Source organism: Lysobacter sp. 22409, assembly GCF_052045105.1.
Classification (GTDB): domain Bacteria; phylum Pseudomonadota; class Gammaproteobacteria; order Xanthomonadales; family Xanthomonadaceae; genus Lysobacter; species Lysobacter antibioticus_B.
Genome location: NZ_JBQEOE010000020.1, coordinates 12,925 through 33,316, shown reverse-complemented (window position 1 = coordinate 33,316; position 20,392 = coordinate 12,925). Strand labels below are relative to the sequence as shown.

16 protein-coding genes and 1 pseudogene are annotated in these 20,392 nt (G+C 69.4%); 12 read left to right on the top strand and 5 right to left on the bottom strand.

Annotated elements, in window-relative coordinates:
- Positions 1-78 precede the first annotated feature (78 nt).
- Positions 79-903, top strand: coding sequence for a glycosyltransferase family 2 protein (locus ACTJJK_RS12145; RefSeq protein WP_031372140.1), 825 nt, complete (start codon positions 79-81; stop codon positions 901-903).
- An 11-nt stretch (positions 904-914) separates the two neighbouring features.
- Here the strand turns inward: ACTJJK_RS12145 and ACTJJK_RS12140 are convergent, their stop codons facing one another.
- The 5 genes and pseudogenes from ACTJJK_RS12140 to def form a co-directional block, all read right to left on the bottom strand.
- Positions 915-2,195 carry an O-antigen ligase family protein gene (locus tag ACTJJK_RS12140; RefSeq protein WP_223621301.1) on the bottom strand — a complete coding sequence of 427 codons (1,281 nt, stop codon included), beginning with the start codon at positions 2,193-2,195 and terminating at the stop codon, positions 915-917.
- Positions 2,196-2,198: 3 nt separating this feature from the next.
- On the bottom strand, positions 2,199-3,953 hold the full coding sequence (locus tag ACTJJK_RS12135) for an ArnT family glycosyltransferase (protein WP_440730306.1): 1,755 nt from the start codon (positions 3,951-3,953) through the stop codon (positions 2,199-2,201).
- Between the two features lie 120 nt (positions 3,954-4,073).
- Complete coding sequence (gene rsmB, locus ACTJJK_RS12130; RefSeq protein ID WP_051885034.1) at positions 4,074-5,387, bottom strand: 16S rRNA (cytosine(967)-C(5))-methyltransferase RsmB; 1,314 nt, start codon at positions 5,385-5,387, stop codon at positions 4,074-4,076.
- Between the two features lie 44 nt (positions 5,388-5,431).
- Positions 5,432-6,335: pseudogene (gene fmt, locus ACTJJK_RS12125) on the bottom strand (methionyl-tRNA formyltransferase).
- A 159-nt stretch (positions 6,336-6,494) separates the two neighbouring features.
- Positions 6,495-7,007: a peptide deformylase gene (def, locus tag ACTJJK_RS12120; RefSeq protein WP_223621304.1), complete on the bottom strand. Its 513-nt coding sequence runs from the start codon at positions 7,005-7,007 to the stop codon at positions 6,495-6,497.
- 158 nt (positions 7,008-7,165) lie between these two features.
- On the opposite strand from def, the gene ACTJJK_RS12115 reads away from it, so the two are divergent.
- From ACTJJK_RS12115 to legP, 11 genes are all read left to right on the top strand, one after another.
- Complete coding sequence (locus tag ACTJJK_RS12115) at positions 7,166-8,317, top strand: LysM peptidoglycan-binding domain-containing protein (protein WP_031372134.1); 1,152 nt, start codon at positions 7,166-7,168, stop codon at positions 8,315-8,317.
- Between the two features lie 101 nt (positions 8,318-8,418).
- Positions 8,419-9,609 (top strand): DNA-processing protein DprA, encoded by a 1,191-nt coding sequence (gene dprA, locus ACTJJK_RS12110; RefSeq protein WP_440730305.1) that lies wholly within the window; start codon positions 8,419-8,421, stop codon positions 9,607-9,609.
- 101 nt (positions 9,610-9,710) lie between these two features.
- Positions 9,711-10,199, top strand: a complete 489-nt coding sequence (locus ACTJJK_RS12105) for a DUF494 family protein (protein ID WP_031372132.1) — start codon at positions 9,711-9,713, stop codon at positions 10,197-10,199.
- Positions 10,200-10,460: 261 nt separating this feature from the next.
- Entirely contained in the window at positions 10,461-11,228 is a 768-nt protein-coding gene (locus ACTJJK_RS12100) for a pilin (RefSeq protein ID WP_305067587.1), read from the top strand.
- A 61-nt stretch (positions 11,229-11,289) separates the two neighbouring features.
- Complete coding sequence (locus ACTJJK_RS12095; protein WP_440730304.1) at positions 11,290-12,330, top strand: RDD family protein; 1,041 nt, start codon at positions 11,290-11,292, stop codon at positions 12,328-12,330.
- Positions 12,331-12,569: 239 nt separating this feature from the next.
- Positions 12,570-15,098 (top strand): DNA topoisomerase I, encoded by a 2,529-nt coding sequence (locus ACTJJK_RS12090; RefSeq protein ID WP_031372129.1) that lies wholly within the window; start codon positions 12,570-12,572, stop codon positions 15,096-15,098.
- Between the two features lie 215 nt (positions 15,099-15,313).
- Entirely contained in the window at positions 15,314-16,315 is a 1,002-nt protein-coding gene (locus ACTJJK_RS12085) for a lytic polysaccharide monooxygenase (protein WP_223621307.1), read from the top strand.
- Positions 16,316-16,446: 131 nt separating this feature from the next.
- On the top strand, positions 16,447-17,013 hold the full coding sequence (locus ACTJJK_RS12080) for a Sua5/YciO/YrdC/YwlC family protein (RefSeq protein WP_031372127.1): 567 nt from the start codon (positions 16,447-16,449) through the stop codon (positions 17,011-17,013).
- Positions 17,014-17,172: 159 nt separating this feature from the next.
- Positions 17,173-17,964, top strand: coding sequence for a DUF4124 domain-containing protein (locus ACTJJK_RS12075; protein WP_440730303.1), 792 nt, complete (start codon positions 17,173-17,175; stop codon positions 17,962-17,964).
- A complete protein-coding gene (locus ACTJJK_RS12070; protein ID WP_223621309.1) occupies positions 17,964-18,626 on the top strand; it encodes a DUF4124 domain-containing protein in 663 nt (220 codons plus the stop codon). Before ACTJJK_RS12075 ends, ACTJJK_RS12070 begins: the two co-directional genes overlap by 1 nt.
- Positions 18,627-19,126: 500 nt before the next feature.
- Entirely contained in the window at positions 19,127-20,386 is a 1,260-nt protein-coding gene (gene legP / locus ACTJJK_RS12065; RefSeq protein ID WP_051885005.1) for a Dot/Icm T4SS effector Zinc-dependent metalloprotease LegP, read from the top strand.
- Positions 20,387-20,392: the final 6 nt, after the last annotated feature.

Here is a 20,392-nt window from a genome sequence, read left to right as displayed (position 1 = left end):
TTCACTCACTGCTCACTCCTCCAAACTCGCTACTGGCTCTATGCTGTCGATCCAGCCGCCCGGACCGCCGCCATCGACATGCACTCGCCCGTCGCCGAACGACCGCGCCTGTCGGCCTGCATCATCGCGTTCAACGAAGCCGACCGTATCGGCGACTGCATCGCCTCGCTGGCGTTCTGCGACGAAATCGTCGTGGTCGATTCCTATTCCACCGACGCCACCGCGGCGATCGCGCAGGCCGCCGGCGCGCGCGTGCTGCAACGCGCCTTCGACGGTTTCCGCAGCCAGAAGCATTACGCGGTGGAACAGGCCGCGCACGACTGGGTGCTGTGCCTGGACGCCGACGAGCGCGTCGACGCGCGGCTGCGCGCTTCGATCGAGGCGGCGCGCGCGCGCGGTTTCGACGACGCTGCCGGCTACCGCTTCGCGCGCCTGTCGGAGTATTTCGGCAAGTTCCTGCGCCACGGCAACGCCTATCCGGACCGGGTCCTGCGCCTGTTCGACCGCCGCCGCGGCGGCTGGCGCGGCCAGCGCGAGATCCACGAAGCGGCCAGCGTCGACGGCGCCGTGGCGACGCTCGCCGGCGACCTGATCCACTACCCCTACCGCTCGCTCGAACAGCAACTCAGCAAGACCGAGCGCTATGCGCGGATGATGGCCGAGCACGAGCATGCGCGCGGCAAGCGCGCGAGCCTGAGCAAACTGGTGCTGGCGCCGGCATGGCGGTTCTGGCGCGGCTACGTGCTGCGCGCCGGCTTCCTCGACGGCTGGCACGGCCTGGTCTACGCCTATGTGCGCGCCAATTACGTGCGCCAGAAGACCATCATGCTGTGGATGCTCGAACGCGGCCAAGCGCTGACCACGCCGCCGCGCCAGGACGACGACGGCACGCCGCGCGCCTGAGCGCGGCTCGCTTACGGTCCGCCGTCGTCGCTGCGCGCCTCGCGCAGGCTGAAGCCGTACAACAGGCCGACCGCGACCGCATAGAACGACGCCACCAGTTGGTGCGCGAACATCGACTGGGTCAGGCCGCTGGCGATGTAGACCAGCACCAGCACGAATCCGCCGAGCGCGCTGCTGCGCGAGCGCCCGGCCGGCAGCGCGCGCAACCGCCGGGCGAACAGCACCAGGGGCAATAAATACACCGCCAGGATCGCGAGCAGGCCCGGCAGGCCCATGGTCGCGGCCCACTCGGGCACGTCGCTGTGGGCATGGCTGAGCCGGCAGAAACCGACCCGTGCCGCCGGCGGACGGCATTCCGGCAAGGCGCTCACGGCGCGGCCGAAACTGCCGACGCCGATGCCGTCGAGCGGATGCTCGACGAAGGTCTGCCCGGCCAGGGACAACAGACTCAGGCGCGCGCCGAGCGAGGAGGCGCTGTCGCCCTCGCGGAGCCGGTGGACGTCCGAGCGCAGTTCCTCGATGCGGGTCTGCTCGGCCAGCGGGCCGATCCACAACGCCGCGACCGCGCCCAATGCCAAGGTCGCCAACACCGCCCACGAGACCCGGCGCGCACGGCCGCCGCTGACCAGCAAACCGATCAGCAGCACGATCAACACGCCCGGCCAGGTGCCGCGGCTGCCGCTCAGGGCGACGGTCACCACGCCGAGCGCGCAGGCCGCGGTGGTCCACAGCAACTCGCCGGAAGGCCGGCAGAACACCGCCAGCACGATCAGGGCGATCACCGCTTCGGCGTAGACGATGGCGTTCGCGGTCCAGCCGGCGGCGCGGTCCATGCCGGTGCCGACCTGATAGACCGCCACCGCGAAGGCGCCGGCCAGGCCGACCAGGGCGCCGGCCCACAGCCAGCGCCGCGACGGCCGGTAGGCATAGGCCATCAGGGCGAAGAACGGCAGGGTCAGCAGGCGCAGGCGGTTGTCGGCCTCGCGCCAGCGCACGTCGTGGAGAAAGGTCGAAACCGCCACGATCACCGCCACCGCGACCGCCATCAGCAGCAGCGGGCGCAACGCGCCGCCGATCTCGCGGTAACCCTGGGCGATCCGGCCCGGCGCCATCAGGAACGCGGCCAGCGCCAGCGCGGTGAACGGCAGCAGCCCCCACGGCGTGGAGATCAACAGCGCCGGCAGGCAGAACAGGGCGATCTCGAACGTGCGGCGGGCCAGGGCCAAGCGGCGCGGTTCGCCCGCGAGGGCCTCGGGGCGGAAAGAAACGTCGGGTACTTGCGGTTGGGGCACGGATCAGTCCGTATCGTCTTCATGTGGCCGCAGCGGCGGTGCGGCGGGACAGGTTTCGCGCGCAGCGTACGGCACCAGCCACCAGATGCGGCGATTGGAGCGTCCGCCTATTTCGGCGCGGTTGCGGTCCACGCAGGCCGGCAGCGCCGGATCCTGCACCAACAACCAGCGCGTCCGCGGCGCCTGGGCTTGCCAGGCCAGGCCTTGTTTCAATTGTTCCGGCCACCGCATCTTGAAGCCGAAGGTCGTGGTGCGCGACTGCGCCCGCAACAGATTCTGCTCTTTCCAGGCGACCAGGCCGAGCTCGGCCTCGGGGCCGATGCGCGCGGCGACCTTGCTCATCACCCCGCGCGCCGACGAGGAATCGTTGAGCACCGGCGCGACCAGCACGCCGTTCAATACCCACAGCCCGCACAGGGTCGCGGCCATGCCGAGGATGGGCCGGCGCGGCCCGGCCCACAGCAGGGCGGCCAGGCCCCAGCAAGCGATCGCCAACACACCCGCGGCGAGTCCGCGCGCGCCGTCGGTGAAATCGCGCTCGGCGATCAGCTTGCGCTCGAAACCCGGGTTGCCGAACCACATCGACAAGCCCACGCCGAGCAAGGCCAGGACGATCAGCGCGGCGAAGGCGAAGCCGATCCGGCGCGGCCAGGCCCGGCGCAGGATGCCCGGCAACAGCGGCGCGAACATCAGGCAGGCCATCGGCAACGCCGGCAGGATGTAGACGTCGCGTTTGCCCTGCGGGATCGAGAAGAACACGATCACCAGCAGCCACCAGGCCAGCGGCAGCACATAGCGTGGATCGAGCCGGGCCAGGCGCCGGCGCCACGCCGGCAACGCCCAGGGCAAGGCGAACATCAACGGCAGCCACATCGAGAACATCACCCCGAAGTGATACCCGACCGGTTTGTGGTGGTCCCAGGATCTGGAGTAGCGCACCGCGGTCTGGCGCAGCAGCAAGTCGTCGAGATAACCGCGGTAGGCGGGATCGGGATGGGTCAAGACCACCGCCGCCATCGGCGCGATCCACAACGCGACCGCGAACGCGAACGCGAGCGGCCCGAGCCAGAAGTAGCCGCGGCCGATGCCGGCGCGCACCGGCATCTCGACCCAGGCCAGGGCGCGATGCGCCGCACCGCCCGGCGCCAGCGCGGCACGCAACGGCCGCAGCGCCGCCGCGAGCGCCAGCGGCGCCAGCATCAACAGGGCGAGCGCGCCGACGCCCTTGGTGATGGTGCCCATGCCGGCGGCGAACCACCCCAGCACCCACCAGCGCCAGGACGGGCCGGTCAGCAGATGCCGCAACAGACCGTAGTTGGCCAAGGTGATCCAGAACACCACCAGCGGATCGATCTGCGCCTTCTTCGACTGATAGACGAAGTGCACGGTCAGCAGCAGCGCCCAGCCGGCGTAATAACCGACCCGCGGCGTCCACAGGCGCCGGCCGAGATCGACCACGCACCACAAGGTGCCCAGCGCGGCGAGCAGCGAAGGCAGCAGGAAGGCGACGCGCCACTGGCCGGTGGCCAGATAGGCCAGCGCCTGCATCCACATGAAAAACGGCGGCTTGTCCGAATACAACTCGCCGCCGCGATGCGGGAACAGCCATTGGCCGCTCTCGACCATCTGCATGGCGACCAGGGCGAAACGCGGTTCGTCGGCGGGCCAGGGATCGCGCAGGCCCAGACCGGCCCCAAGCACCAGCCAGGCGACTATCCAGAACAACCAGGCAGGGTGGGAACGGGCGCTTTTGAACATGCGCGGGCCTTTGAACGTGCGCAGATCATAAGCGGCGGCCCGCATCGGGTGGAAAGGCCGGCCCTTGAATCTGGGCCTGCGCTCACCCTTGCCCTCACTCTTGCGCCCTCACTCTTGGGCTCAAGCCTCGCGGCGCAGACGGGCGTAGAAGAAGCCGTCGCCGCCGCCCTCGCCCGGCAGCCGCTGGCGGCCGACCTCGCGGTCGTGGCCGAACTGCGCCGGCAAGGCCTCGGCGCGCGCATCGGCGGTGCGCGCCAGGAACTCGCGCACTTGGCGCTCGTTCTCTTCGGTCAGGATCGAGCAGGTCGCATACAACAGCACGCCGCCCGGGGCGACGGTCTGCCAAAGCGCATCGAGCAGGCGCGCCTGCAGCAGCATCAAGGCGGCGATGTCGGATTCGCGCCGGTGCAGGACCACGTCGGGCTGGCGGCGGACGATGCCGGTCGCCGAACACGGCGCATCCAGCAGCACCGCATCGAAGGGCGTGCCGTCCCACCAGGCCTGCAGGTCGGCGGCGTCGGCCACGCGCAGTTCGGCGCGCTCGGCCAGGCCCAGACGGACCAGGCCGCTGCGCACCCGTTGCAGGCGCGCCGCATCGACGTCGAGCGCGGTCAGGCGCAGGGCTGCGTCGCGTTCGAGCAGATGCGCGCTCTTGCCGCCGGGCGCGGCACAGGCATCGAGCACGCGCGTACCGGGTGCGGCCGCGATCGCATCGGCGACCAATTGCGCGGAAGCATCCTGGATCGACACCGCGCCGTCGGCGAACCCGGGCAGCGAGGCGATCGCCGCCGAGCCTTGCAGACGCAGCGCATCGGGCAGTCCGTCGACCACCTCGGCTTCGATACCGGCCTCGACGAGCCGTTCGCGATAAGCCTCGCGGGTGCCGCGGCGCGCATTGACGCGCAACCACATCGACGCCGGCACCGCGCTTTCGGCCAGGATCGCGTCGTAGTGTTCGGGCCAGTCGCGGCGCAGACGCCCGCGCAACCAACTCGGCCAGTGCGAATGCCTGGGGTCGACCGCCGGCAGGCCTTCGCGCTGGGCGCGACGCAGCAGCGCATTGACCATGCCGGCCTGGTGCGGATAGCCGAGGCCGCGCGCGGCCTCGACGGTGGAATCGAGTGCGGCGTGCGCCGGCAGTTGCAACGGATCGAGCTGGGCCAGGCCGACGTACAGCAGCGCGCGCAATTCACCGTCGCGACGGGTCAGCGGCCGCGCCATCCAGGCGGCGAGCGCGCCCTCGTAGCGCAGCGGCTGGCGCAACACGGCGAAGCAGATCGCCTCGACCAGGGCGCGGTCGCGCGGGTCGGGCAAGCCCGGCAGCGCGGTCGCCAGCTCGGCCTTGAGCGAACGCCCGCGGTGCATCACCGCGTCGAGCACGCGCGCGGCGATCGCGCGCGGCCGGCTGCCGCCGTGCAGGCTGGCGTTGTGCATGCCGCCATGCGGGCCGTCGGAACCGGTGCGCCGGTCGGACATGCTCAGCGGGCGACGGCGAGGTCGCGCCGGCCGTTCAAATAATCCGCGGCGGTGATCGCCTTGCCGCCGTCGCGTTGCAGCACGCGGATGCGCAAGGCGCCTTCGCCGCAAGCGATGTCGATGCCCTCGCGCCCGGCCAGCAAGACCGTGCCGGGCTCGGCGTCATGCGCCAACGGCAGCGCGATCGCGCCGTGCACGCGCACGCGTTCGCCGGCGATCGTCGCATCGGCCATCGGCCAGGGATTGAAGGCGCGCACCTTGTTCGCCAAGGCCGGCGCCGGCTGCGCCCAATCCAGGCGCGCCTCGGCCTTGTCGAGCTTGTGCGCATAGCTCACGCCTTGTTGCGGCTGCGGCTGCGCGACCGGGCGCATGCCGGCGCGCAACAGGCCCAGACCGTCGGCCAGCACCTGCGCGCCGAGCGCGGCCAGGCGATCGTGCAACTGCCCGCCGGTCTCGGCCTCGCCGATCGCCAGCGATTGCGACAGCAGCACCGGGCCGGTGTCCAGGCCCTTTTCCATCTGCATCAGGCACACGCCGCTGTCGCGGTCGCCGGCCTCGATCGCGCGCNCAGCGCGGCAACAACGAGGCATGCACGTTCCAGCAACCGTAGGTCGGGATGTCGAGCACCGACTGCGGCAGGATCAGGCCGTAGGCCACCACCACCATCAGGTCGGGCTGCAGTTCGCGCAGCGCCTCGCGCGCAGCGGCGCTCTTGAAATTCTCGGGCTGCATCACCGGCAGGCCGCGCAACAAGGCTTCGCGCTTGACCGGCGACAGCGCCAGCTCGCGTCCGCGCCCGGCAGGACGATCGGGCTGGGTGTAGACGGCCACGACCTCGTTGCGCTGCGCGGCGGCGCGCAGGCTCGGTACGGCGAAATCGGGGGTACCGGCAAATACGATGCGCATAGGTTCGGGAATGAGATCGAGTGGGGGCGTCGGCGCGCATCATCGCGCCTGGACCAACGCTGCAAGCACAAGCCTACAGAAACGAACAACGGGAGCCGGAAACCCGCGCGCGCCACACGGCGCCGCGCCGATTCCCCGCTCCCGTCGCGAGAGCCGGCCTCAGGCCGACTGGCGGCGCTGCTTGGCGAGCTTCTTGCGCACCATCTCGCGCTTGAGCGGCGAGAGGTAGTCGACGAACAGCTTGCCGTCGAGGTGATCCATCTCGTGCTGGATGCAGACCGCGAGCAGGCCGTCGGTGCTGAGTTCGAACACCGCGCCGTCGCGGCCGATCGCCTTGACGGTGATCTCGTTGGCGCGGGTCACGTCGGCGAAGATGCCGGGCACCGACAGGCAGCCTTCCTGGTAGACCTGCTCGCCGGATTTGGCGACGATCTCCGGGTTGACGAACACCAGCGGCTGATTCTTTTCTTCCGATACGTCGATGACCATGAAGCGCTGGTGCACGTCGACCTGGCTCGCGGCCAGGCCGATGCCGGGGCATTCGTACATGGTCTCGAACATGTCGTCGAGCAGCTTCTGGAACTGCGGCGAGGTCACGTGCGCGGCTTCGACCGGCACGGCCTTCGTCCGCAGACGGGGATCGGGGAATTCGAGGATTGGGAGCAGGGCCATGGCGTCGAAAATGGGGGCGTGGGTCACATACGCAAGCTTTGGTTGCATTGTAACCCCGTTATAGGCTGCAAAGGCCTGCTAACGTTCGCACCTTCTGGGCTATAGTCCGGGTGCCCGCAGAGGGCAAACCTGGAAGGGGAATCAGGTAGATGGCCGCCATGTTTAAACCGATCCGCGCGGTTCTCGCCGCCGCGTTGCTGACTGTTGCCACGTACGCCATTGCGGCGGAACTGCGTGGCGACCACCCCGACACCTACGTGGTGAAACGGGGCGACACCCTGTGGGACATCTCGGCTCGCTTCCTGAAGCGGCCGTGGCTGTGGCCGGAAATCTGGCAGGCCAACCCGCAGATCAAGAACCCGCACCTGATCTATCCGGGCGACGTGATCTCGCTGGCCTACCTCGACCGCGTCGCGGCCCAGGTCAAGCCGGGTCCGCGCCAGGAGGCCCCGATCAGCGGCATCCCGCTGTCGGACATCGAGCCGTTCCTGAAGAACCTTCGGGTCGTCGACGAGTTCGAGCAGATGCCCTACGTGGTCGGTCTTGAAGAGGACCGCCTGCGCGTCACCCAGGGCCAGGTCGCCTACATCAAGAACCTGCCGAACCAGACCCCGGGCACGCGTTACGCCGTGGTCCGCCCGACCCAGCGCTATACCCGCCTGGATCGCGTGGCCTGCTGCGACATCATGCGCGCCGCCGACCTGGACTTCCGCGGTCGCCGCACGGTCGACTTCGAGGCCATCTGGACCGACGTGGTCGTGCCGGATAAGGGCCGCGAGCTGCTCGGCTACGAGCTGATGCAGGTCTCGACCGGCACCGTCAGCCGCGGCGCCGAGAACGGGATGGAGGCCAGCACCCTGGTCATCGACGACACCGGCCGCGAGATCCGCGTCGGCGACCGTCTGATCCCGGTCGAAGCCCAGCCTTACGACCTGCAGTTCTTCCCGCACCCGCCCAAGGCCCAGTTCGACTACGGTCGCGCCCAGGTCCTGGCCGTGGCCGATCTGGTCAAGCACGGCGGCCCGCGCGACGTGATCGCCCTGTCGGTCGGTGCCCGCGACGGCGTCGACAACGGCACGGTGTTCTCGACCTGGCGGGTCGGCACCCGCGCCGTCGACCGGGTCAAGGTCGGTCCGGACCGCGATCCGACCCTGGTCGGCAAGGCCTCGCGCGTGCGCCTGCCGGACGAGTTTTCCGGTCACGTGATGGTCTTCCGCACCTTCGACAAGGTCAGCTACGGCCTGATCATGGACGGCGTGCGCCAGACCAAGGTCGGCTACGAGCTCAAGCATCCCGACTCGGCCTATTGATCGGTTTGTTTAATCACTGAGGAAAGGCCTGCGGGCTTTTCCTACAGCGATCCACGACGGCGCCTTCGGGCGCCGTCGTCGTTTGCAGGCTAGGCTGGTGCATGCCTTCGCCCCAGATCCAGTTGTCCGACGACGACCTCCACGCCCTGTTGACCCTCATCGCCGCCGGCGGCGCCAGCGCCTCCCGGCGGCAACTGCTCGAGCTCTACCCCAGTCCGGCCGCCGCCCTGGCGGCGGGGACCGGCCAGTGGCAGGCCGCCGGGCTCACCCCCAAACAGATCGACGCCCTGCGCGCCCCGGACGAGGAAGCCCTGACGCGGGCGCTCGACTGGCTGCACGCCCCGCGCCATCACCTGGTCGGCTGGCACGACCCCGACTACCCCGGCCTGCTGCGGCGCGCGCCGAATCCGCCGCTGGCGCTGTTCGTCGCCGGCGAACCCGCCCTGCTCTGGCATCCGGCCGTGGCCGTGGTCGGCAGCCGCTCGCCGACTCCGGCCGGGCGCGACAACGCCACCGACTTCGCCCGCGCCCTGGCGCGCTCGGGGCTCGCAGTCGCCAGCGGCCTGGCGGCCGGGGTCGACACCGCCGCCCACCGCGCCGCACTCGACGCCGGCGGGGTCACCCTGGCCGTGCTCGGCACCGGCCCCGACATCGCCTATCCACGCAACAACGCCGACCTGCATGCGCGCATCGCCGCCGAAGGCGCGTTGATCAGCGAGCACCTGCCGGGCACCCAGGCCAAGCCCGAGCACTTCCCGAGCCGCAACCGCATCCTCGCCGGGCTCAGCCTCGGCACCCTGGTGATCGAGGCGGCCGAGCGCTCCGGCGCCCTGATCACCGCGCGCCTGGCCAGCGAATGCGGGCGCGACGTGTTCGCCGTGCCCGGCTCGATCCACAACCCGCTCGCGCGCGGCTGCCATCGCCTGATCCGCGAGGGCGCCGGCCTGGTCGAGAGCGCGGGCGAAGTCGCCGCCGCCCTGGCCCCGCTCGCGGCCGAGTTGGCCGACGACTTGCGCCGTCGCCTGGGCATCCCCATCTCTGCCAGCCACGCGGCCGTCATAGAGGGCGATCACGATGGCGACGACCCGGCTTACGGAGTTAACGGCCGCCCGGATTTCGCAGATCCCGACTACCAGTCCTTGTGGGACGCCCTGGGCCACGACCCAACCGGTATGGATCAACTCGTCGAACGGACTGGATTGACGACCGCGGAACTGTCCTCCATGCTGCTGGTCATGGAGCTTGAGGGTCGCGTCGCGGCGCAGCACGGCCGTTACTTCCGCAACCGCTGAACCACGCCATCGCCGAGCGGTCCGACTGAGGCAAGTCGGCCGTCCGACGGTCAATCAGCAACTCCTACTCACCGCGCCGCATGCGGCGCAGGCCGAGGGAAATGAAAGAGAGCATCCTGGACGTCCTGCTGTACCTTTTCGAGCATTACTTCACCGACGATGCGGACCTTGTCCGCGACCGCGATTCGCTCCGCAGCGGCCCTTTGTTCGACGAATTGGGCCAGGCCGGGTTCAGCCCCGCCGAAATCAACAAAGCCTTCGAGTGGCTCGATGCGCTGGCCTTGCAGCGGCCGGCCGTCAGCCCGCCGCGCACCGGCGGTCCGACCCGGGTCTATTTCGGTCCCGAACTCGACAAGCTCGACGTCGAATGCCGCGGCTTCCTGCTGTTCCTAGAACAGCACGGCATCCTCGACGCCGGCCAGCGCGAGCTCGTGCTCGACCGGGCCATGGCGCTGGACCAGGACGAACTCGACCTGGACGACCTGAAATGGGTCGTGCTGATGGTCCTGTTCAACCAGCCCGGCTCCGAGGCGGCCTACGCCTGGATGGAAACCCAGATGTTCGCCGACGAACCCGAGCCGGTGCACTGACACCGGCATCGCGTCGCCGCACCGGCGACGCCCCCAAGCCGCGGCCCTGCTGCGGCGCGAGCCGGCATCGCCGCTCGCGACTCCCCATCGCTATCGCCGATCGCCAGGCCGATAAGCCGGCCGGCATGCTAGTTTCTTGCGTCCACCGCGCGCCTGGGGCGGCCGCGGGGGCATAGCCATGTCCGGCCGACGGCACCCTTGCGGAGCCCGACTGCGCCGGCGGCTCACTCACAAGGACGATCGCGAGATCAGGGGGACAGCATGACCAATTGGTATTACCACGACGCAGCCCAGGGCCGTGTCGGTCCGATCGACGCCGACGCCGTGCGCGGCCACTACCGCGAGGGCCGCATCCATCGCGACACCTTGCTGTGGCGCGAAGGCCTGCGCGAATGGCAGCCGCTCGAGCGCCTGTCGGGCGAACTCGGCCTGGACGATGACCTGCTGTCGTCGGCGCCGCGTCCGGTAGCGCCGCCGCCATTACCGCCGCAGACCCCGACCGCGTCGGGTCCGCCGCCATACTCCACGCGCTCGGCACACTCGGCCAACCCGGCCGACGCCGCCGCCGCGCACTTCAACCAGCGCCAGGCGCCGCCGCCGCGGCGCGGCCTGTCGGGCTGCGCGATCGTCGCGATCGTGCTGGCCGTGCTCGCGATCCCGATGGTCGGCATCCTCGCCGCGATCGCCTTGCCGGCGTATCAGGACTACACGGTGCGGGCCAAGGTCACCGAAGCCATCAACGGCTCGGGCCAGTACAAGCTCCAGGTCGCCGAGTACGTGGCCGCCAACGAGGAATGCCCGGGCAACGACAGCAAGGGTTTCCAGCCCGCGGTCGCTTACGCCGGCCCGCGCGTGGCTTCGGTCAAGTTCGGCGAACTCGAGGGCTGCGGCATCGAAATCGAGCTGCGCGGCATCGGCAGCAAGGCCGACGGCCAGAAGATCTGGCTGGAACTCGACCCCTCCAGCGGCGAGTGGACCTGCAGCTCGGAGATCGAAGACCGCCTGCTGCCGCAGAGCTGCCGCGGCTGAAGCACCCGGGCGGCGANCCCGACCCAGTAGAACCGCCCCCTAGACAGGACCAAGATTCGCGATGAGCCAGTGGTACTACAGCGACAACGAGCGCAACCAGCACGGGCCGCTCGACGGCGCCGACATGGCCGCACGTCACCGCAGCGGCGAGCTGGGCCCCGACACCCTGGTCTGGCGCGACGGTTTGACGCAGTGGCGTCCCTGGCGCGAACTCGCCCATGAACTGGTCGCCGAGCCCGGCTTCGCGGCCGAGCCCGAGCGGCCGCAGCAAGCCCAACCCGGCGCAGCGGCGGTTACGGCCGACAGCCCGGTCGCCGATCCCCCGGCCCACGCCGCGGCCAGCGTGAGCGCCGCGCCGGCGACAGCCGCGATCGCCCCTTTGGCGCCTGCCGCACCGGCCTACGACGGCAGCGGCGCCGCGGTCGAATCCGATTCGCCCTATGCCGCGCCGCGCGCAGGCGTCGCCGACGACACCACCGTCGTCCACGGCTTCGAGGTCGTCCATGTCGGCTTCTGGAAGCGCCTGGCCGCCTACATGATCGACTCGCTGCTGGTCGGCATCGCCTACTACGCCGTCAGCATGGTCCTGACCGTCGGTTTGATCGGGTTCGGCATGTCGTCGGCCTCGGGGCTGTCCTCGGCGACCTGGCTGGAGAACCCCGGCGTCGCCATCGCGGTGCTGATGGGCGTGGTCTACACCTGCATCGGCCTGATCAGCGCGGCCTATTACGTCGGCTTCGAGTCCTCGTCGATGCAGGCCACGCTCGGCAAGCTCGCGGTCGGGATCAAGGTCGTCGATGCCGAAGGCCGCCGCCTGACCCGGATGCGCGCGCTCGGCCGCTGGGCGTCGAGCCTGCTGTCCTACCTGAGCCTGTGCGTCGGCTTCCTGATGATCGCCTTCACCGACCGCAAGCGCGGCCTGCACGACATCCTGGCCAAGACCCAGGTGGTCGATCGCTGGGCCTACACCGGGCGTCCGGAGATGCAGCGCCGCGATCTGGGGCCGGTCGCGATCGTGGTGCTCGTACTGGGCGGCCTGCTATGGCTACTCTATGTCGGCGTCGTGCTCGCGATGGCGTTGCTACCGATGTTCGGGAACTGAGCCGCAACGCTCTGTAAGCTGAACAGGCTGTACGCCATCACGCCCTCTTCAAGTGTTTCAGTGCCAATTTATTGGCGTTTCCGGCAGGCCGCGCTTGACAGCTGCGGCCGGCTCATGATTCCACTAGAAAAAGGAAACCTGAACGCCCGCAGCCGAACGCTGCGGGCGTCGCCTTCTTAACCCCTGCCTCACGAGGCACCGCTGCCGTGCAGCGCCCGCACCGGGCCTGCGGAGTACCCATGGCCAAGAACCTCCTCATCGTCGAGTCGCCCGCCAAGGCCAAGACGATCAACAAGTACCTCGGCAAGGACTTCACCGTCCTGGCCTCCTACGGCCATGTCCGCGACCTGGTGCCCAAAGAGGGCGCGGTCGATCCCGACAACCACTTCGCGATGGACTACGCCGTCATCGAGAAGAACGAGAAACACGTAGACGCGATCGCCAAGGCCGCCAAGAGCGCCGACAACCTGTTCCTGGCGACCGACCCGGATCGCGAGGGCGAGGCGATCAGCTGGCACATCGGCGAGATCCTGCGCGAGCGCGGCCTGCTCGAAGGCAAGCCGCTGCAGCGCGTGGTGTTCACCGAAATCACTCCGCGCGCGATCAAGGAGGCGATGAGCCACCCGCGCGCCATCGCCAGCGACCTGGTCGATGCGCAGCAGGCGCGTCGCGCGCTCGACTACCTGGTCGGCTTCAACCTCTCGCCGGTGCTGTGGCGCAAGGTCCAGCGCGGCCTGTCGGCCGGCCGCGTGCAATCGCCGGCGCTGCGCATGATCGTCGAGCGCGAGGAAGAGATCGAAGCCTTCGTCGCCCGCGAGTACTGGAGCATCGAGGCCGAGTGCGCGCATCCGCAGCAGTCGTTCACCGCCAAGCTCAATAAATTCGACGGCAAGAAGTTCGAGCAGTTCACCATCACCGATGGCGAAACCGCCGAAAGCGCGCGTAAGCGGATCGTCGCGGCCGCCAACGGCGCCCTGCACGTCACCGACGTCACCAGCAAGGAACGCAAGCGCCGCCCGGCCGCGCCGTTCACCACCTCGACCCTGCAGCAGGAAGCCTCGCGCAAGCTCGGCTTCACCACCTCGCGCACCATGCGCGTGGCGCAGAAGCTGTACGAGGGCATGGCGCTCGGCGACGAGGGCACGGTCGGCCTGATCAGCTACATGCGTACCGACTCGGTCAGCCTGTCGCAGGAAGCCGTCGCCGAGATCCGCGACGTGATCGCCCGCGACTTCGGCACCAAGGCCCTGCCGGACAAGCCGAACACCTACCAGACCAAGTCCAAGAACGCCCAGGAAGCGCACGAAGCGATCCGCCCGACCTCGGCATTGCGCACGCCGTCGCAGGTCTCGCGCTTCCTCGACGACGACGGCCGCCGTCTGTACGAGCTGATCTGGAAGCGCGCCGTCGCCTCGCAGATGGTGCCGGCCACGCTCAACACGGTCAGCGTCGATCTCGCCGCCGGCTCCGAGCACAGCTTCCGCGCCTCCGGCACGACCGTGATCGATCCGGGCTTCCTCGCCGTGTACGAGGAAGGCAAGGACGCCAAGGCCGCCGAGGACGAGGACGAAGGCCGCAAGCTGCCGCTGATGAAGACCGGCGACCGCATCCCGCTCGACCGCATCCACGCCGACCAGCACTTCACCGAGCCGCCGCCGCGCTTCTCGGAAGCCTCGCTGGTCAAGACGCTCGAGGAATACGGCATCGGCCGCCCCTCGACCTACGCCTCGATCATCCAGACCCTGCTGTTCCGCAAGTACGTCGAACTCGACAGCCGCCGCTTCCGTCCGACCGACGTCGGCCGCGCGGTGTCGAAGTTCCTGTCCGGCCACTTCACTCAGTACGTCGACTACGACTTCACCGCCAAGCTCGAGGACGAGCTCGATGCGGTGTCGCGCGGCGAGGAAGAGTGGGTGCCGCTGATGGAGCGCTTCTGGGGGCCGTTCAAGAAGCTCGTCGAAGAGAAGAAGGAATCGGTCGACCGCAGCGAAGCCACCGGCGCGCGCGAACTCGGCACCGACCCCAAGAGCGGCAAACCGGTCAGCGTGCGCCTGGGCCGTTACGGGCCGTACGCGCAGATCGGCACCGCCGAGGACGAGGACAAGCCGACCTTCGCGTCCCTGCGTCCCGGCCAGAGCATGCACACGATCTCGCTGGAGGAATCGCTCGAACTGTTCAAGCTGCCGCGCAAGCTCGGCCTGGACAAGGACGAGGAAGTCAGCGTCGGCGTCGGCCGCTTCGGCCCCTTCGCCAAGCGCGGCAGCGTGTACGCCTCGCTGAAGAAGGAAGACGACCCCTACACGATCGACCTGGCGCGCGCGGTGTTCCTGATCGAAGAGAAGGAAGAGATCGCCCGCAACCGCATCATCAAGGAGTTCGAGGGCAGCGACATCCAGGTCCTCAACGGCCGCTTCGGCCCCTACATCAGCGACGGCAAGCTCAACGGCCGCATCCCGAAGGATCGCGAGCCGGCCTCGCTGACCCTGGAGGAAGTGGTCAAGCTGATGGAAGAAACCGGCAAGCCGATGCGCGGCCGCTTCGGCAAGAAGGGCGCGGCGAAGAAGGAACCGGCCAAGAAGGCGGCCAAGAAGACCGCCGCGGCCAAGAAAGCGGTCGCCGAGAAGGCGCCGGCCGAGAAAGCCGTGAAGAAGGCCGCGACCAAGAAAGCGCCGGCCAAGAAAGCGGCGAAGAAAGCCGTCAAGAAGGTCGCCAAGAAGACCGCGACCAAGAAGGCGGCCAAGAAAGTCGTGAAGAAAGCGGTCGCCTGAGGCGGCCGCACGGCGTGACGGAAAGCCCGCTTTCGGGCTTTCCGCCGCCGTTCCATGCGCCGGCGTCTCCTCGCATGGCGACCGCACGCACAGATTCGCGCCGAAGCGCCGTCTAGGATCGTGCGCATTCAAGACGCGATCGAAATCGCGCTGATCGATGGACGACCGAAGTTGTTGGGGGGTGTCTTTCACCTATCCCGACGACAGGAGTCGCCATGAACCGCATTGCCCGCACCTCTCTCCTCGTATCCGGCGCCGCCTTGTGCGCAGCGCTGTCGCCCGTGTCCGCCGTCTGGGCGCACGGCACCTTCGTCAATCCGCAAAGCCGGATCTACAAGTGCTATCTCGGCAATAAAGAGAACCCGGCCGACCCGGCCTGCCGCGCCGCCTGGGCGGTCGCCGGACCGCAGCTGTTCTACGACTGGAACGGCATCAACCAGGCCAACGCCAACAGCAACCACCAGGCGGTGGTGCCCAACGGCAAGCTGTGCAGCGGCGGCAACCCGACCTTCCGCGGCCTCGACGTGCTGCGCAGCGACTGGCAGGCCACCACGCTGCGTTCCGGCGCCAGCCACACCTTCACCTTCTATGCGACCGCACCGCACGCGACCAAGGAATGGACGTTCTATGTCACGCCGCAGGGCTGGAACCCGAGCACCGCGCTGCAGTGGAGCAGCATGCAGCAGTTCTGCAAGAGCGCGAAGGTGCCGCTGTCGAGCGGCAACAACTACCACATCACCTGCACCCTGCCGAACCGCACCGGCCGCCACGTGATCTACAACACCTGGCAGCGCTCGGACTCGACCGAAGCTTTCTACACCTGCATGGACGTCAACTTCAGCAACGCGCTGGCCGAGCGCAACTCGGCCTGGCGCGATGCCGGCAACCTCAACGTCGCCAACGACTATCCGGTCGGCACCACGGTCACCTTGCGCGTGTTCAACGCCGACGGTTCCGACGCCGAGAAGGTCGAGACCGTGCTGCGCGCCGGCGAGACCTCGGTGATCGACTGGCCGCGCCGGGTCGGCGACGAGGTCAACGCGCGTTCGCGTTTCGCCCGCATCGGCGAGAAGCGCGGCGCCGAGCTGATCCAGGCCAAGTCCGGCAGCGCCGGCAACCACGTCTGGCTGACCGGCAACCGCTCTTACGCCTTCGACGTGCGCCTGCCCGAGTCGGCCCAACCCTACGCCGACGAACACGCCCACCACGGCCACTGATCCGTCCGCTCGAACGGACGGAAGCTTTGCGGTCGTCGTGGCTTGAACGGCCCGGCCGCCTGCGAGGCCGCTCCCTGGAGCGGCCTCGCGCGTGCATGCGACACTCGCGGTTGCCACCGCCCGGAGCCGTCATGCCCGCCCCTGCCCTGTCCATCGCCGATGCCGCCGCCGCGCTCGCACGCGGTGGCGTCGTGGTGTACCCGACCGAAGCGGTCTGGGGCATCGGTTGCGATCCGCGCGACGAAGCCGCGGTGCATCGCCTGCTGACGATCAAGCGGCGGCCGGTCGACAAGGGGGTGATCCTGATCGCCGCGTCGATCGCCCAACTCGATGCCTGGGTCGACTGGGACGCCCTGCCGGCGCCGCGCCGCGAGGCCGTGCTCGCCAGTTGGCCGGGGCCGCATACCTGGGCGGTGCCGGCGACCGCGGCGCTGCCGTCGTGGATCAGCGGAGCCCATCGCAGCGTCGCGGTGCGGGTGACCGCGCACCCGCAGGCGCGTGCCCTGTGCGAGGCCTTCGGCCACGCCCTGGTCTCGACCAGCGCCAACCTCGCCGGCCATCCGCCGGCGTTCCGCCGCGGCGAACTCGACCCGGCCCTGCTCGCGCTCAGCGACGGCGTCTGCGAGGGCGAGACCGGCGGCCTGGCCGCGCCGACCGCGATCCGGGTGGCGCTCAGCGGCGAGGTCGTGCGGGGCTGAACATGCGCAGCTGACCGTGCACGGCTGAACTGGCACCGGCCCGTGCCCCGGCCGCGTCCCGCTCCGCTGCCGAACGCCTCGCCATCGGGTACTCACCACACGCCAGCTCGGCCGCGGATTCGACTTTCCCGTAACGCAGCGGAAGCGCAAGATGCGCGCATGTCCCGTGCCCGCCGCCTCCGCCTCGTACCGGCCGCGCTCTTGCCGAGCCTGCTCTTGCCAAGCGCGCTCGCAGCCTGGTTGTGCGCTGGCGCGCTGGCCGGCAGCGCCCACGCCGCCGAGGTATTGATCTACCGCTGCACCGACGAGCACGGCCACATCAGCCTGCGCGATACGCCATGCACCGGCGGCCAGCGTCAGCAGACGATGACCATGATGCGGCCGGTCGACCCGCCGCCGCGCCCGCTCGACACCGCTGTCGCCGCACCGGCGCCGGTCGCCTCCGAACGCCGGCCGCAGCGCTTGATCGTGCACACGCCGCAGCCGATGTACGAATGCGTCCGCCCGGACGGCAGCAGCTACACCAGCAACAACGGCGACGGCAATCCGCGCATGATGCCGATCGTCGACCTGGGCTACGGCGTGCCGGTCTATAACAACCGTACCTCGCTCGGCGGCCGCATCGGTGCGCCGACCCCGCGCCTGGGCGATCCGGGCGCGCGCATCGCCATCGCCGGCCGCCACGGCAACGTCGCCTACGCCGGCACCGCGCGCTCCGGCGGGTATTATTCCGGCGGCTACGATTACGGTTACGGCGTCTACTACGGCAGCCAGCTGGTGCGCGACGAATGCCAGCAACTGCCGCAGCAGGAAGTCTGCAGCCGTCTGCGCGACCGCCGCTACGAAGGCGACCGCCGCTACAACAGCGCGCTGCAGAGCGAGCGCGCCCAGATCACCCAAGAACAGCGCGGCATCGATGCGCGCCTGAACGCCGATTGCGGAGCTTACTGATGCGTGTGTGGTGGTGCTTGTCCGTCCTGTTGCTGGCCTGTGCCGGCGTTTCCGCCCAGCCCGGCAAGGTCGTGATCTACCGCTGCACCGACGCCCTCGGCCAGTTGACCGTGCAGAACAACACGCCGTGCCCGAAAGGCAGCACGCAGGACAAGCGCGTCATCGATTCGGCGCCGTCGAGCGCGGCGCCGCCGTTGTTCATCACCTCGCCGGTGCCGCCGATCGCACCGGCCAACGCCCCGCCGCCGCACCCGCCGGTGTCCTCGCAACTGCCTTCGGTCAGCCGGCCGCCGGCGGCCAAGCCGGCCGCCCCCAAATCCACCATCGCCGACGGCGACCGCCTGCCGCCGCCGGTGCTGTTCGAATGCCGCACCTACGATAACGGCCGCTACCTCAGCGACGACGGCCGTCCGCCGCAGCGCTGTGCGGCGCTGCAGACCACCGGCCTGGGCACCACCGCCTCCGGCGCCGGCGTGGCCTGCCAGATGGTCGACGACCAATGCCAGCGCCTGCCCGACGAAGCGCTGTGCGAAAACTGGAAGCAGCGCCTGCGCGAAGCCGAATCGGCTTTGCGTTTCGGTCGCAGCGACAGCCGCGACGCCTCCGCCGCCGAAGTCGCGCGCATCCAGCGCATCGTCACCGAGAGCACCTGCGGCCGCTGAGCCGCGCCGGCCGAGCTGCACCGGCATCGCCTGATCGCCGACACAGCGCACATAAACGCGATCGGATCTGTCCGGCCGCGCACCGCAGGCGCGTTCCTATAGCTGGAGCCGCCGCAGCGAGGACGGCCCCGCCTCGTCGAGGGACACGACGCGCTGGACCACGGTGGACGACGCCAAGCACGGGCCGGCATCCCACTCGAACGGACATGCGAACTCGTTCGCGCGCTCGGCCATCGACACGCCGAGTGCGCCGAGCGCACCCACGCGTCGATCGCAGCCTCTTTGGCGCAAGCGTCGTACGCGATCGCCCGCCGCGGCCAGGCCCTGGCCGCCGCACGCATGCCGCTAGTCCACATCAGCAATCGCCGAGGCATCGGCGCGCCATCGCGCGCCACCCACGGCCCGAAGCCCGCCGCCGCGGCGACGGACACGCGGCGTCCTGCGCCTTCGCCGGCACGGGCCCGCGCCCGTGTCACCGCGACGGCGACAGGAGACGGCAGATGGCAACCAGGAAAGGCACCGCCGGCGATAAAGCCAAGCCGGCCAAACAAGGCGAATTCCGCGGCGGCGGCACCGTGCGCACCGCGTTGATCCGCGGCGAGACCTTCCGCGCGAAGGCCGTGCAGTACGTCGAAATCGACGGCATGGCGATGTTCGAAGGCGACATCGTGCTCGGCACGGTCGAGGAGGTCGAACGCATCTCGGACATGCTGCGCTCCGAATCCACTTCGGGCGTGGCGATGGCCGTGGCGATCAGCGGCTCGCAGTTCCGCTGGCCCGGCTGCAGGATCCCCTACACCATCGACCCGGCGTTGCCCAACACGGCTCGCGTCACCGATGCGATCGCGCATTGGGAAGCCAAGACTCGCTTCCGCTTTATCCTGCGCACCACCGAAGCCGATTACGTGACCTTCCGCCCCGGCAGCGGCTGCTCGGCCCAGGTCGGCCGGCGCGGCGGCCAGCAATTCGTCAACCTCGCCAGCAGTTGCAGCCTCGGCAACACCATCCACGAGATCGGCCACGTCGTCGGCCTGTGGCACGAGCAGAGCCGCGAGGACCGCGATTCGTTCGTGAGCATCCAGTGGGCCAACATCACCGCCGGCTACGAGCACAATTTCAACCAGCACATCAGCGACGGCGACGACATCGGCAGCTACGACTACGGCTCGATCATGCATTACCCGCGCAACGCGTTCTCGTCCAACGGCAAGGACACCATCGTGCCGATCGGCGCGGTGCCGCCGGGCACGGTGATCGGCCAGCGCAGCAGCCTGTCGGCCGGCGACATCGCCGCGGTCAATTCGTTCTGCCCGCTGACCACGATCAAGGAATCGCCCACCGACACGCTCAAGGAACGCATCAAGGAAGCGGTGCGCGACAAGCTCAGCGACACCCTCAAGGAAATCCGCAAGGACATCATCACCGACACGATCAAGGAGCAGGTCACCGACACGCGCAAGGAAGGCATCTTCGACCCGGGGCCGACCATCGCCGAAAACCTGACCCTGCCGGGACGTCCGCCGCTGCTGGTCAATCCGGCCGCGCGCGGCGCCTTGCCGTTCGCGATGGCGACCTCGGCCGGCGACGTCGGCGACGAGAACGCCGACACCGTGGCCGCGCTCGATGCCCAGTTGCAGCAGCTCGCCGAAGAACTCGCCCGCGCCGACATGGCCCGGGCCGCGCTGCAGTCGCAATACGACGAAACCGCCGCGGTACTCGCCCAACTGGCCCAATCCGGCGCCGGCGGCGGCAACGGCTGACCGGGA